At 44.5% G+C, this 13,504-nt stretch carries 14 protein-coding genes; 6 read left to right on the top strand and 8 right to left on the bottom strand.

The window, feature by feature from the left end; genetic code table 11:
* Window positions 1-174 precede the first annotated feature (174 nt).
* A complete protein-coding gene (locus B3763_RS02230; RefSeq protein WP_189629426.1) occupies window positions 175-552 on the top strand; it encodes a VOC family protein in 378 nt (125 codons plus the stop codon).
* 53 nt (window positions 553-605) lie between these two features.
* Window positions 606-1,412, top strand: a complete 807-nt coding sequence (locus B3763_RS02225) for an SUMF1/EgtB/PvdO family nonheme iron enzyme (RefSeq protein ID WP_286743179.1) — start codon at window positions 606-608, stop codon at window positions 1,410-1,412.
* A 9-nt stretch (window positions 1,413-1,421) separates the two neighbouring features.
* Here the strand turns inward: B3763_RS02225 and B3763_RS02220 are convergent, their stop codons facing one another.
* The 3 genes from B3763_RS02220 to B3763_RS02210 all read right to left on the bottom strand — a co-directional run bounded on the left by B3763_RS02220 (window position 1,422) and on the right by B3763_RS02210 (window position 4,107).
* The gene (locus B3763_RS02220) at window positions 1,422-2,552 is read right to left on the bottom strand and encodes a DUF819 domain-containing protein (protein ID WP_286743177.1); all 1,131 of its coding nucleotides are present in this window, start codon (window positions 2,550-2,552) and stop codon (window positions 1,422-1,424) included.
* A 105-nt stretch (window positions 2,553-2,657) separates the two neighbouring features.
* The gene (kbl, locus tag B3763_RS02215; protein ID WP_189629423.1) at window positions 2,658-3,851 is read right to left on the bottom strand and encodes a glycine C-acetyltransferase; all 1,194 of its coding nucleotides are present in this window, start codon (window positions 3,849-3,851) and stop codon (window positions 2,658-2,660) included.
* Window position 3,852: 1 nt separating this feature from the next.
* The gene (locus B3763_RS02210; protein WP_348655170.1) at window positions 3,853-4,107 is read right to left on the bottom strand and encodes a hypothetical protein; all 255 of its coding nucleotides are present in this window, start codon (window positions 4,105-4,107) and stop codon (window positions 3,853-3,855) included.
* Between the two features lie 103 nt (window positions 4,108-4,210).
* On the opposite strand from B3763_RS02210, the gene B3763_RS02205 reads away from it, so the two are divergent.
* Both B3763_RS02205 and B3763_RS02200 read left to right on the top strand, forming a co-directional pair.
* On the top strand, window positions 4,211-5,158 hold the full coding sequence (locus B3763_RS02205; protein ID WP_286743175.1) for an NAD-dependent epimerase/dehydratase family protein: 948 nt from the start codon (window positions 4,211-4,213) through the stop codon (window positions 5,156-5,158).
* 62 nt (window positions 5,159-5,220) lie between these two features.
* Entirely contained in the window at window positions 5,221-5,727 is a 507-nt protein-coding gene (locus B3763_RS02200; RefSeq protein ID WP_286743174.1) for a hypothetical protein, read from the top strand.
* Here the strand turns inward: B3763_RS02200 and bioA are convergent.
* From bioA to B3763_RS02180, 4 genes are read right to left on the bottom strand one after another with little or no spacing between them, the layout of a single operon-like run.
* The gene (gene bioA, locus B3763_RS02195; protein WP_286743172.1) at window positions 5,716-7,011 is read right to left on the bottom strand and encodes an adenosylmethionine--8-amino-7-oxononanoate transaminase; all 1,296 of its coding nucleotides are present in this window, start codon (window positions 7,009-7,011) and stop codon (window positions 5,716-5,718) included. The two genes, B3763_RS02200 and bioA, sit on opposite strands and share 12 nt — an antisense overlap.
* Window positions 7,004-7,615, bottom strand: coding sequence for a dethiobiotin synthase (gene bioD / locus B3763_RS02190; RefSeq protein WP_286743171.1), 612 nt, complete (start codon window positions 7,613-7,615; stop codon window positions 7,004-7,006). Before bioD ends, bioA begins: the two co-directional genes overlap by 8 nt.
* Before the next feature lie 9 nt (window positions 7,616-7,624).
* Complete coding sequence (locus B3763_RS02185) at window positions 7,625-9,682, bottom strand: ATP-binding protein (RefSeq protein WP_286743170.1); 2,058 nt, start codon at window positions 9,680-9,682, stop codon at window positions 7,625-7,627.
* Between the two features lie 36 nt (window positions 9,683-9,718).
* Window positions 9,719-9,952: a hypothetical protein gene (locus B3763_RS02180; RefSeq protein ID WP_189629417.1), complete on the bottom strand. Its 234-nt coding sequence runs from the start codon at window positions 9,950-9,952 to the stop codon at window positions 9,719-9,721.
* Between the two features lie 117 nt (window positions 9,953-10,069).
* Here B3763_RS02180 and B3763_RS02175 point away from each other — a divergent pair, with 117 nt between their 5' ends.
* Window positions 10,070-12,289: a DUF5916 domain-containing protein gene (locus B3763_RS02175; protein ID WP_286743168.1), complete on the top strand. Its 2,220-nt coding sequence runs from the start codon at window positions 10,070-10,072 to the stop codon at window positions 12,287-12,289.
* A gap of 40 nt (window positions 12,290-12,329) precedes the next feature.
* Here B3763_RS02175 and B3763_RS02170 read toward each other — a convergent pair whose 3' ends face one another.
* On the bottom strand, window positions 12,330-12,734 hold the full coding sequence (locus B3763_RS02170; RefSeq protein ID WP_286743166.1) for an OsmC family protein: 405 nt from the start codon (window positions 12,732-12,734) through the stop codon (window positions 12,330-12,332).
* A 105-nt stretch (window positions 12,735-12,839) separates the two neighbouring features.
* Here B3763_RS02170 and B3763_RS02165 point away from each other — a divergent pair.
* Window positions 12,840-13,504: VWA domain-containing protein (locus B3763_RS02165; protein WP_286743165.1), on the top strand; the 665-nt coding region annotated here is incomplete at its 3' end.

Raw genomic sequence — 13,504 nt, 5'->3', positions numbered from 1 at the left:
TTAAAGGAAGTTATAGGCCTCTACGCCTGGCATAGCGAACATCACCTGCATCACATACTACGGCTAAAAGAAAGAATGGGCTGGTAGTCATTAGATCAGACACCTCACTCACAAATTCATACCAAAGTATGATCTGTACCGGGCTAAAGATGGTTAACTTGAAAAGAAAAAACCATGAATAAAAAAGCCGGACACATAGGCTGGTTCGACCTTACAGTAGAAAATGCCGAAGAAGTAAAAGATTTTTATGCTAAGGTAGTAGGTTGGGAGCCGCAGCCCGTATCGATGGGCGACTATAACGATTATAACATGACGCTGGATGGTGAACCTAAAACAGGCATATGTCATAAAAAAGGCCCAAATGCGCATATTCCATCACAATGGATGCTCTACATCAATGTAGAAAATATAGATGAAAGCACTAAAGCGGTTGCCTCTAATGGTGGCCAATTGCTTACAGAAGTAAAGCATATGCCCGGATACGGTAAATACTGTTTCATTAAAGATCCGGCTGGGGCAGTCTTCGCTCTTTTTGAGCATGAAGAACAGTGATTTTCTATTATTCACTGAATAGCATAAATTCAACAGTTGTTTAAGTCCTGTTCATGAAAGCTTATATTCTTTGGCTACTACCTTTTCTGGTATTTTTTAAGGCCCCCGACACCAGCTGCTACAACTGTGGTAAGCAAGACACTGAATATCTCTGCGCTTCTAACACGTTACCTATTAATTCCAGACTGTGCATCGATATTTCTGAGGTACCCGCGTTTGTGTACAAAGACTATATGGCCTCACTAGCCGAGACCTATGGCAGGGACAGCGATGAGTTTATGGCCGCAGAACCCGACTATGAACTCTGGACCACGGTTTTTGAAGGTACCACGGCCGAAGAACTCAAAAATAAATTCATTGGTTCAGACGACCTGGCTCTAATGCCCATAATGGGCATTAGCTTTGAACAAGCGGTTAGTTTTGCAGAATGGCGTACTGAGGCTATGGAAAAATACCTGAATGAACTGAGCAAAAATGAGCGAGAGGCTTTTCCAAAGAAGTTTAAGTTCAGGCTACCCACCGAAAATGAATGGGCACGAATTCGCTTTCTAATTCAGGACAAACGAATGCTCAAACAGTTAGCGAAAATTGCCAAAACCAATGAGTCTTCTTTTAAGCTTTCTAAAAGTGATCTAATGAATTCCAGCAAACATCTGAAACCGGTGTATCACCAATCGGCCGAAGACATTGGTTTTTTCAATGTGTTTGGCAATGTGGCTGAGATGACTTCTACAAAAGGAGTAGCTATGGGAGGCAGCTGGAGCGACCCCAACACCGGCAAAGTCTTTACCCGGTCGTTTACCTACGAAGGTCCCTCCACAGCTGTTGGCATTCGAATGATATTTGAGATTATAGAGTAACCACCGGTTTTAAACCAGCCCTGCCACTAAAAAGCCCAAATAAGTGCCCAGCCCTGTGCCCAGGGATCCTGCTAAGATAGCCGGTAGCAGCAAATCGTTTCGCTTAAAGCTCTTAGCCAGAGCCAGGGCCGTACTGGCACCACCAATATTGGCTTGTGAAGCTATGGCTATTACGCACCAATCTGTTCTAAGCACTAACCCCATGAGTATTAGAAAGAGGCCATGCACCAGAACAATGACCACCGTAAACAACAAAATACTGACAGCATGCTCTCCTACTTGCACCAATGCGGTGAGTTCGCAAAAAGCCCCTACAACAACCAGAAAAAGATATACGGCAAACATTCCCAGTAACTTTGCTCCGGGAATCTGCTGAATGACTTTTAGTTGGGCCAAGACGAGGGCTATTGTAGTAAGTACTAACACAGATGGCACACCGGAGAGCTCGGCCAACTGGTTGGACAGCAACATAGCCGCCAGGCCAATAAAAAGCATTAAACCGAGCCGTAGTGGCCCCACATGTTCTCGCTCAGTATACTGGTCTATATCTCCCCTCAAATTCATTTGCAAGGGTTTATGTGGTTTCCACCGAGCCATTAGGGCCGGCAAACTAAGGGTTACGAGCATCCAGAGGGCGGTTACAATATTATCGGCTACCACAATACCGGTATATATAGCTCCTTCCCTTACCACATCATAGTGCAGAGCTACTGCATTGAAGTTGGCACTCCCTCCGGTATATGTCCCGGTCATCATTCCCGCAATAGCGGCATAATTCTTCCCAAAAACCTCCTGATAATCTATAAGGTTGAGAGAAACCAATACTCCCAGGGTAGTTCCTGCCGCACCCAGCACAAAAGCCAACAGCATGGGCAAGCCTGCTTTCTTTAGTTCCTTTAGGTTTACCCCCAGTAACAGGTAAAAAATACTGGCAGGAGCCACGTACTTAAAAATAGAATCGTACACCGGACTTGCATTAGAAGCCGAAGGGATAAGCCCCAGATTGGCCAGCAATGCTCCCAGAATAATAACCAGCAACGGACCGCTAAGGTGTTTTAAGAAGGTATTTTTAGTGAGCCATTCACTGATAAAAATCAAACCACACAGCACGGTGAGTATGTAGAGGGGGTTCTGAATCATTTCATAAAATAGCTATTTCTTCAGAAACGCCTTAAAAAAGACTGCCCGGTGATACTGGGTACCTCCGGGCAGTTAAGCTTTGCCAGACTATAATGTTTTAGTCTCTTAAATTACTCCAAGCTCCTTTCCTACCTCCGTAAAGGCTGCTATGGCTTTGTCCAAATGGTGTCGTTCATGCCCTGCAGAAACCTGAACCCTAATACGCGCTTGTCCTTTAGGCACAACCGGATAGAAGAAGCCTATCACATAAATACCTTTTTCTAGCAGTGCATCGGCCATTTTCTGTGCCAGGGGAGCATCGTAGAGCATTACCGGAACAATGGCGTGTTCGCCCGGCTTTATATCGAAACCGGCAGCCGTCATTTTCTCTCTGAAATACTTGGTGTTTTCTTCCAGCTTGTCTCTGAGCTCGGTAGTCTCTGAGAGCATATCGAATACGGCTATTGAAGCCCCCACGATAGAAGGTGCCAAGGTATTAGAAAACAAATAAGGGCGCGATCGCTGTCTTAGAATTTCAATGATCTCCTTCTTTCCGGAAGTAAAACCTCCACTGGCACCGCCAAGAGCTTTACCTAACGTACCGGTAATAATATCTACCCGATCCATGCAGTTTCTATATTCGTGAACTCCACGACCTGTTTTTCCCATAAATCCGGTAGAGTGACACTCGTCTGTCATTACCAACGCCCCATATTTATCGGCCAAATCACAAATTTTATCCAATTGCGCAATGGTACCGTCCATAGAGAACACCCCATCGGTTACAATAACCATTTCTTTGGCTCCCTGATCTTTGGCCTGTTGTAGTTGCTTTTCCAGGTCGGCCATATCGTTGTGCTGATAGCGGAAACGCATTGCCTTACACAACCTCACACCATCTATAATCGAAGCATGGTTTAGAGCATCCGAGATAATGGCATCTTCAGGCCCCAGCAGAGGCTCGAACACACCACCATTAGCATCGAAAGCGGCAGCGTAAAGGATAGTATCCTCAGTACCCAAAAACTCAGATATCTTTTTCTCCAACTCCTTGTGAATGTCTTGAGTACCACAGATAAAACGCACCGATGACATTCCGAACCCATGGGTGTCGATGGCTTTTTTGGCGGCTTCAACCACTTTGGGGTGAGAAGAAAGCCCCAGGTAGTTGTTAGCACAGAAGTTAATCACCTCCCGACCATCGGCCGTTTTTATGTCGGCCGCCTGAGGAGTAACAATAATTCTTTCTTTCTTAAACAGTCCTGCTTCCTTTATCGATTCCAGCTCTGCCTCGAGCTTAGGTTTGAGGGTGTTGTACATATTAATTCGTTTTAGGTTTTACAATCTTTGGTTTGGCCATGGGCTTTCTGGCTACGGCAACTTCCTTCTCCTCCTGCAAAGGATATTTTCTTCTTATGGCATTGATAAGAAATAATTTTTGTGCCGTGAAACTATTAGGATGTACCAGATCGAACACTTTCTTGAGCTCCATAAACCTTTCCATTTCGGCAGAAGCAAAAGATTTAGGGTCTATCTTTTTCTGTTTCAGGTAGGTTTTAAAATCCGGATGTTCCATGGTTGGCCAAATATACACAGCAGATTCCAATCACCTTTGGTCATGCAAACGTTTTGCATCTTATACCTATTAATTAATATTGCAGCGCAAACGAAAAATAGAAATGGATAAAGTATTGGTGATAGGTGCCAGCGGGCAATTAGGTTCAGAACTCACGTTGACGTTGGCCGAAATGTTTGGTGAAAACAATGTGGTGGCTTCAGACATTTCTTCTCCAAGCGCATCCATAAAACATCTTCCTTTCGAAAAACTAGACGTAATGAATGCCCAGCAACTGGGCGAAATTACTGACAAACACCAGATTACGCAGGTCTATCATCTGGCCGCCATACTCAGTGCCAAAGGCGAAGAAAACCCACAGTGGGCCTGGAACCTGAATATGAGCGGCCTGTTGAATGTACTTGATCTGGCCAAAGAGAAGGGCCTAAAGAAAGTGTACTGGCCAAGTTCAATTGCTGTTTTTGGACCTTCTACCCCGGTAGACATGACTCCCCAACATACCGTAATGGATCCCAATACGGTGTATGGAATTAGCAAGCAGGCCGGTGAGCGTTGGTGCGAGTATTATTTTCAGAAATATGGAGTAGATGTTCGGTCGTTGCGATACCCCGGACTCATTGGCTACAAGTCTTTGCCCGGTGGTGGTACAACCGACTATGCGGTAGACATTTACCATAAGGCGTTGGCTGGCGAAACATTCAAATGTTTCTTGTCTGAAAACACCGCATTGCCCATGATGTATATGCCCGATGCCATTAAAGCTACCATAGGCCTTATGGAAGCACCGGCAGAGCAGGTAAAAGTAAGATCGAGCTATAACGTTTCGGCCTTTTCATTTACTCCTGCTCAATTGGCAGATTCTATTCGCAAGTTTATTCCTGAATTTGCCATTCAATATGCTCCTGATTTTCGTCAGAAAATTGCCGACTCATGGCCCAATAGCATTGACGACTCTGCGGCAAGAGCAGACTGGAACTGGCAACCTGACTTTAACATAGACGAAATGTCTAAAGACATTTTAGACAACCTGCCGAGCTACTTCGGCCATTAAATGTTTGCTTGCTTTACAACCCAAAAGCTTCAAAGGGTGTCAACAAACAAAAAAAGAAAGCCATGAAGAAGCTGTTTGGTCTACTCTCTGTTTTGCTTTTGGCAGCCTGTAATAGTGAAAATCCGGGAAGCGTAACTCGCTATTTTTATGAGCAATCGGAAGTGAGCCCTCCTGAAGAAAATGTGGGTATGTATGTAAACTGGACTCCCGGCAACAAAATAGTTTTCAGGTTTGTAATTGTTCACCCCGATGATCCGGATATTGCTGATGATGAGGTGGCCGAAGTTTTTTGGGTTGAGGTACCAAAAAATTTAACAGCGTTTGAATTCGATACCAACGATATTGGCGAAGGCTCAGACATTGAAGTTTATTATACTCGCTCCTGCTACTGTGGTTTTGAAGCTTTCCGTTTTAATTCGGTAGAGGTTACGGGCAAAAAGCGTAACAACGGAAGCTGGCACCTTTCCTTTAAAATGACCGCTGTTTCCGGCAACTATACAGAAGAGGAATACTTTTTGGAAGATGACGGCATCTATGTAAAAGGAATTATAGACAACTCAAATCCTTGATTTCAACGTGGGGTATAGCTCCAGAAACTCAGCAATAGTTTCATATACCCTATCCAGCTCATCGTTGGTAATAATGTATGGAGGAATAAGGTAAATAACATTGCCTAACGGTCTGATGAGTAAACCCTTTTCTATAAAGTAAGGATAAAGGTGATGCCTCGCCTCATTAAAATAAGAGCTGTCTCTTTCTGTGTTTAAGTCGAAGGCCAGAATGGTGCCTATGGTTCGGGCATTTCTTACCATGCTGTGCCCCTTAATTCGGTGCATAAACTCCTGATGCTTTTGGGCTATTCGTTGGCGGTTGGCTTCACACTCCGGAGTTAAGAGCAAGTCTAGCGAAGCGTTGGCTACCGCACAAATTATTGGGTTGCCCGTAAAAGAGTGTCCATGAAAAAATGTTTTCATGAGATCATCGCTCTTGTAGGCCTCCTGAATGGCCTGGGTACAAGAGGTTACTCCCATGGGCAATACTCCACCGGTCAGTCCTTTAGACAGGCATATGATATCAGGCTTGTGCTGCAAACGATCGGCCGCAAACAAGCTCCCCAATCGGCCGAACCCCGTCATTACCTCATCGGCAATACACACCACCCCATGGCGCTGTGCTATTTCCATGGCGCTATTCAACCACCGCTCGCTGTAGAAGCGCATGCCTGAAGCTCCCTGTACCAAAGGTTCGAAGATAAAAGCAGCCACCTCTCCCCCGGCCACCAACAATTCAAACTGTTGCAACACTTGGTCTTCGCTGTCTTGGTCCGGAAAGTCAATAAACTCCACATCGAACAAATATGGATCGAAAGGAGCTGTAAAGGCGCCCCTGTCTCCTACTGACATTGCCCCGAATGTATCGCCATGGTAGGCACCATCTATGGCTATTATTTTCTTCTTTTCAATTCCCTGATTGTAGAAAAACTGAAAGGCCATTTTAATGCCCACCTCTGTGGCTGTGCTTCCATTGTCTGAGAAGAAGATTTTCGACTGATTTTGAGGCAGTATATCCAACAAACGCTCAGCCAACCGAATGGCAGGTTCATGGGTAAACCCGGCAAAAATTACATGCTCCAACTGCTCTGCCTGTCGGGCAATGGCTTTTGCCAGGTATGGATGGCTATGACCATGCAAATTGACCCACCATGACGATATCACATCCATAATCTTTTTACCCTCATGGGTGTATAAGTAAACACCTTCGGCCTTTTCCAACATCTCCGGGCGGGTCATACCCTTGAGGGGTGTAAACGGGTGCCATATGCTCTCTCTATCTCTGCTTAGCCAATCATTCATACCAATTCATCTTCAGTTGTTCGGCCCAGTAGCTTACCGTTTCTTCATTAATTAAACCCAACTTTGGCAGGCGAAGCAACACCGGCCAACCGGTGTGTTTTTCTATAATTTGCTCACTTTCAGGGTTGCTCTCTCCATTAAAAATTAAGCCCTTCACTTTGTAGTTATTCCTTTTCAGAAAATCGGCCGTAAGCAAGGTATGGTTGATGCTCCCTAGATAGAGATTGGCCACCAAAATTATTTCCAGATCTAACTGCCTGGCCAACTCAATTACAAAATTTTGCTGATTAATGGGTACCAATACTCCTCCCGCTCCTTCCACCACCAGTCGGTTATTTACGCCTGGTAGCATAAAGTCCGTCAGTTCAATTTCCAAATGTTCGAACTGGGCTGCCGCATGAGGCGATGCCGGAGTTTTTAATTGAAAGGTCTCCTGATGAAACCGGCTTTTGTTATTCTTCACTAACTCCTTCACCCGGTCTGTATCTGCAGGTAATCCGGCCTGTATAGGCTTCCAGTAGTCGGCTTGCAAGGCTTCGGTCAGAATGGCCGACACCAATGTCTTACCACTGTCGGTACCAATGGCCGTGACGAAATAATTCATGCGGCAAAATTAAGCTTTTGCCTCTTGAATCACCTTGTAACCTTCAATGAGTTTTTCTCTGAGATCGTTGAATTTAATGGGTTTAACCAGGTAGGCGGTCATACCGGCTGCCAAAGCACGCTCAATATCTCCTTTAAAAGCGTTGGCCGAAACTCCTATGATTAGAGGTCTTTGCTCTTCGTCCAGATTGTTGATTATCTCAACCACCTGATAACCATCCATTTTAGGCATGGCTATATCCAGAAGAATCAGGTCGTATTTTTTCTCCTTTACTTTTTTGATTACCTCCAGGCCATCGGTAGCCACATCGGGTATATAGCCCATACGCTCCATAAACAGCATGGAGAGCTTACGGTTTATGGCATTGTCTTCGGCCAGTAGAATTTGTAATGGGTAATCTTCAGCAATATACTCTTCGGTAGATTCAACCATTTTCACATCGGGGTTTTCCATTTGCTCTTTGGCCGAAACCTTACCGGCCAACTTGGCCCTGATGGAAAAAGAAAAGGTAGTACCCACTCCCACTTCGCTCTCCACAGTAACTTTACCATGAAGCATTTTTACCAAACGCTTGACTATGGCCAAACCTAGGCCTGTTCCTCCAAATTTGCGGGAATGTGAAGAATCGACCTGTGTAAACTCTTTGAAGAGGTTGTTCAATTTGTTTTGCGGAATACCAATACCTGTATCCTTCACCTTAAACAGAAGCTCTACATGCCTCTCGGTCGTTTCCAGTGCCTGAACCGAAAGAATGATGGAACCGTGCTCTGTGAACTTTACCGCATTGGATAGCAGGTTTAGCAAAATCTGACGCAACCTGCCTCTGTCTGTTCTGATGAAATTAGGCACGCTCTCATCGACCATGGAGTTGATAATTATCCCTTTTTTTCTGGCTTCGAACCTTACCAACCCTATGGAATCATCAATCACTTTTTTGAGGTAAAACAGGTTTTCTTCAAAAGCCAGCTTGCCCGATTCTATTCTGGAATAGTCCAGAATATCGTTGATAATTCTAAGCAGGGTATCGCTGCTAGCCTGTATGGTTTCCACATACTCTTTTTGCTCTTCGCTCATTTCAGTTTCCGAAAGCAGGCTTATCATCCCTACCACCCCATTCATGGGGGTTCGGATTTCGTGGCTCATGGTAGCCAAAAAGTTACTCTTTGCCTGAGCGGCCGATTCTGCAGCCTCTTTAGCCTTTCGGAGCTCTTTCTCCAGCCTTTTGCTAGAAGATATATCGCGCGAAATAACCAGTAGACGGCTCTCATTGAGTTTAATGACCCGGCCTTCGAAAAAACGCTGCGATTCGCCTTCGCCAAAATCGTATTCAAGGGTTTGCAATTTCCCGGAGTCAAAAGCTTTCTGGCAGGCTTCTTCAAAAGCATAATTGAGCGGACTGGGAATTACATCGCGAATGCGTTTACCCAAAAACTCACTGGGCCTGTACCACAAATCTTCCTCATTGCCAATTTTATAATCCATGTAGCGTAGCTCTCTGTCAATCATGAACATGGGATCGGGAATGGCATCGAGAATTAGCGATTGTTGTCTTTCGCTTTCCTTAAGCCCCATTTCGGCCTTATACATGCCCGTGAGGTCTCGCGCAATAGCGTTTACATAGCTTACATTGCCATGATCATCGATATGAGGAGTTTCAAAAATTTCAAGCATGTGCCGATCTCCATAATTGTCGTAGATCTCCAGAAAGTAGGGCTTTATAATGTCGAAGTTGAGCTTGAATAAGTCATCGATATGCCTGAAAACGGTTTGATTAATGGGATTATCGGTGATCAGGTCTTTGAAATGCACATCGCCATCGCTTTTGGCATAACCTAACAGACGTTCCACATTGCTGGAAGCGTAGTTGACATACCCCTGCCGATTGTAACGAAAATAAAAGTCTGAAGAATGCTCCATAAGCATCTCCAGCGATTGCTTAAGCGCAGCCTTTTGTCTCTGATTCAGGTTGCGCTCAATCATCATTTTCTTCTTCTCCCTGATTTGGCGAAAAAGAAGTATGGCCAAAACAATAATGACTGCTCCTGAAAGGATTAGGGCAAAAATCATATTGGGTTAAGGTGTAAACTACAATGGATGCCGAAATTAAGCATTCAAGGCATTTTTTAATGAACGGCCCATTGCATCGAACCGATTCATTGCATCGTTAAAAAAATCATCATTCAACAAGCCTTCAATCTCTTCTTCCAACATATCAAACTCACTCACTTTAAAGGTCTGCTCAAATGGGCCATGCTCCAGTTTAATGATATACTTACCATTCCACGAAAACACGGTCACTTTACATGGTTTATCTAAAAATTCTCTTACTACTCTCATGCAAGTGAAGGTCGAAGTAAAACAATCAAAAAACAAAATGTTAAGCCGCTCATCAGAAACGTGAAAACTAACTTTCAGTTTTCGTTGGCATGTCTTAATGTTGAGCTAATTTTTTCTATGTCTAAACTAGTAATTACCACATTTATACTGCTCATTTTCTCAAAAATACTCTTGGGGCAGGAACCTAAAACCATTCACATAAAAGAGGCTATAGACCCCATAAAAATAGATGGTTTGCTCAATGAAGACAGCTGGACTCAGGCCGAAAAAGGTAGTGACTATTGGCTGAATTTCCCTACCGATACCAATCGGGCCTCTTCGCAAACCGAGCTAATGTTTACCTATGACGACCGCTTTATTTATGTAGGAGCCAAGCTGTATGCTCCGGATGATGCCACTTATGTAACCCCTTCGCTTAGAAGAGATTTTCGCGGAGCAGGCAATGATATGTTCACCATTGCTTTCGATACGTTCGATGATTTGACCAATGCCTTTCAGTTTGGCATTAACCCCTTTGGAGTTAGACGTGAAGGGTTGGTTTCGAATGGTGGAGCCCAGCGGGGCAACCTCTCGCTCGATTGGGAAAACAAATGGTATGGTGAAGCTACTCAACACGAGGGGTATTGGATGGTAGAGATGGCCATTCCCTTTAAAAGCATACGGTACAAAGAAGGAAATCTGGTTTGGAACATCAACTCATACAGAATAGACTCGCACACTGGTGAGCGGAGTATATGGAACCCTGTACCGCGTAATTTTGCCCTGTATTCATTGGCTCACACAGGCAAACTCGTTTGGGATAAAGCCCCCAAAAAACCGGGAGCCAATGTTTCGGTTATCCCTTATGTATCGGGCAACACCATCAAGGAAGGAGGGTATTTAAACCGCGATGATCAGCAACAAATACCGCGAAGTACTGAATCGAGCTTTGATGCCGGATTTGACGCAAAAGTGGCTCTGGGCCCTGCACTTAATCTGGATATAACGGTAAACCCCGATTTTTCTCAGGTAGAGGTAGATCGGCAAGTGACCAACCTGGACAGGTTCGAAATATTTTTTCCGGAGCGAAGACAGTTTTTTCTGGAAAACGCTGACTTATTTTCAGAGTTTGGTGCCGATGGACTCAGGCCTTTTTTCTCCAGAAGAATAGGTGTAAGCCGCGATGAAAATACTGGGGTAAATGTGCAAAACAAGATAAACTTTGGTGCGCGTCTAAGTGGCAAGCTCAACAATAACTGGAGGCTGGGGGTGCTCAATATGCAAGCTGCTGCTATCAACGACATTGACCTTCCTCAGATTAATTATACGGTTACGGCCCTTCAGCGCAAGGTTTTTAATCGCTCTAACGTAGGGCTCATTTTTGTGAACAAACAAGACCTTGCCAATAAGAGCAACACAAGCTTCAATCAGTTCAATCGCGTGGTTGGCCTGGATTACAATCTGGCATCGGCCGATAATTCACTGAACGGAAAATTCTTTTATCACAGAACTTTCGAAAAAGATGATTCACAAAACTCGTTTGCGGCTTCGGCCAACCTGCTCTACTCTACCATTAACTGGCAAATTGAAGGTTTGGCTCAAAAGGTGGGCAACGGATACAATCCGGAAGTCGGCTTTGCCAGACGAAACAATTACGAGCGTGGCGCTCTGAGTCTCCGAAAGAATTTCTATCCCAACTCAGGAGCTATTCAACGCATTAGTCCCGGTATTGAAACGGAGGTTTATACCAACGACACCAATGGCACCACAGACTCGCAAGTTTCATTAGGACTGGAACTGGCCATGTTGAACACCAGCAACATCAGGCTTTCTGTAAATCGAAGCTACATTTATCTTTTTAGAGCTTTTGACCCCACCCGAAATAATAATGAAAGGTTACCGGCCGATACTGACTACGAGTATACCAATGTGGAGGCCTTCTTTTCTGGAGATACCCGAAAGCCATTTTATCTGACAGTATTTGCCAATGCCGGAGGCTACTATAATGGAAACAGGCTAGGGCTTGGTGGAAACCTTAATTACCGGGTTTTACCTTACGGGCTTGTAACCATGAATTTTAACTACAACCGTATTAGACTACCCGAACCCTACGGTAGTGCAGATCTGTTTCTGATAGGCCCAAGGTTCGATATTACTTTTACCAAAAAGCTTTTTTGGACAACCTTTATTCAATACAACAATCAGATCGATAACCTGAACATAAACTCCAGAATTCAATGGCGCTTTAAGCCGGTTTCTGACGTGTTTATAGCCTATACCGATAATTACTTCCCTGACGATTTCAGAAATAAAAACCGGGCATTGGTTATTAAGGTCACCTATTGGCTCAACTTATAGAGTACGGCTTGGCAAAGCCCGGCTTAGAAAAAGCCAAAGCTTAATCCCTTACGATTTCAAAGAAGTGGTCTACCTGACAGTTGAGTGTGCCTGCTACGGAGCAGTACTTTGTAGCTGCCATATGACCCAGTTTTTCAAATTCCTCCTGGGTAGCATCGGGCGACTGGAGAATAAAGGTAAGCTTAATATGAGTAAACGCTCTGGGATGCTCTTCTCTTCGGGTTCCCTCCGCCTCTACTTTAAGGCCATTTACAGTCCGTTTGCGTTTCTTAAGCATCTGAACCAAATCTACTGAAGCACAACCCGATAGAGCCGATAGTAACAGTTCGGTAGGTGATTGCCCCTGCTTTTCTTCGGCAGGTCGCATGTCCAACAGCACTTTATTTCCGTTGGGGTTTACCGACTCAAACTCATAATCTCCTAGTAACGTGGTAGTTGTCTTCATATTGCTGATTTTAATCTGCCCGCAAAAATAAATGATTTATGCCGTCAACGACACAATACGGCTATTAGTTTCTCAGTTCTTGCGATAAACCACTAACCTAAGAAGATGAAAAACTCAATCCTTAAAATATCTACCCTAGCCCTTGGTATGTTCATGATATTACTCGGCTGTGGCAACAAAGACGACACTGACACGGGCCTGATGGTAACTATTGAAGATCAGTTTGTCAACCTCCCCTCCAACGTATCGGTGTTCTTTAGAGTACAAGACAATGCCGGTAATGGCGTGGCGGGCTTAAAAGAGAGTGACTTTACCATTTTTGAAAATGGGGCGCAGATTTCTGAGTTCGAAGCTACGCGCAAAATTCAGCCCAATGAACAGGTGTTCGATTACCATATTACTCTGCTGCTAGACCTTAGTGGTAGTGTGCTGGGTGGAGAGAATTTAAGCGGCCTCAAGTCGGCAGCTAAGAGCTTTATCGATGAAGTGGTTCCTGCTGAAGGATCGCCATCTGCTCAGGCCATTAAAATGGAAATTTGGTGGTTCGATGGAGCCGCCAATATTAAGCAACTGCAGGCTTCTTCTAATAATAGCGCCACGCTTAAAGCTGCCATAGATAGAATAAATGCACAAATGAGTTCTGATAACTCCACCAACTTATACGGAGCGGTGATTCAGGGCATTCAAGTAGCCGCTCAAAAACTCTCTCAAACCCGTAATCAGGATCAGATAGCCTCAAGCGCGGTGGTCATCTTTACCGATGGAACCGA

The organism is Roseivirga sp. UBA1976, from assembly GCF_002336325.1.
GTDB classification, from domain to species: Bacteria; Bacteroidota; Bacteroidia; order Cytophagales; family Cyclobacteriaceae; genus Roseivirga; species Roseivirga thermotolerans.
This window is presented reverse-complemented; position numbering and strand designations above follow the sequence as displayed.

Coding starts and splice junctions, on each gene's coding strand:
- B3763_RS02170 (WP_286743166.1), bottom strand. CDS start 12,734: ATGAAGACAACTACCACGTTACTAGGAGATTATGAGTTTGAGTCGGTA.
- bioA (WP_286743172.1), bottom strand. CDS start 7,011: ATGAATGATTGGCTAAGCAGAGATAGAGAGAGCATATGGCACCCGTTT.
- B3763_RS02220 (WP_286743177.1), bottom strand. CDS start 2,552: ATGATTCAGAACCCCCTCTACATACTCACCGTGCTGTGTGGTTTGATT.
- B3763_RS02225 (WP_286743179.1), top strand. CDS start 606: ATGAAAGCTTATATTCTTTGGCTACTACCTTTTCTGGTATTTTTTAAG.
- B3763_RS02185 (WP_286743170.1), bottom strand. CDS start 9,682: ATGATTTTTGCCCTAATCCTTTCAGGAGCAGTCATTATTGTTTTGGCC.
- B3763_RS02205 (WP_286743175.1), top strand. CDS start 4,211: ATGGATAAAGTATTGGTGATAGGTGCCAGCGGGCAATTAGGTTCAGAA.
- bioD (WP_286743171.1), bottom strand. CDS start 7,615: ATGAATTATTTCGTCACGGCCATTGGTACCGACAGTGGTAAGACATTG.
- B3763_RS02210 (WP_348655170.1), bottom strand. CDS start 4,107: ATGGAACATCCGGATTTTAAAACCTACCTGAAACAGAAAAAGATAGAC.
- B3763_RS02200 (WP_286743174.1), top strand. CDS start 5,221: ATGAAGAAGCTGTTTGGTCTACTCTCTGTTTTGCTTTTGGCAGCCTGT.
- kbl (WP_189629423.1), bottom strand. CDS start 3,851: ATGTACAACACCCTCAAACCTAAGCTCGAGGCAGAGCTGGAATCGATA.
- B3763_RS02175 (WP_286743168.1), top strand. CDS start 10,070: ATGTCTAAACTAGTAATTACCACATTTATACTGCTCATTTTCTCAAAA.
- B3763_RS02230 (WP_189629426.1), top strand. CDS start 175: ATGAATAAAAAAGCCGGACACATAGGCTGGTTCGACCTTACAGTAGAA.
- B3763_RS02180 (WP_189629417.1), bottom strand. CDS start 9,952: ATGAGAGTAGTAAGAGAATTTTTAGATAAACCATGTAAAGTGACCGTG.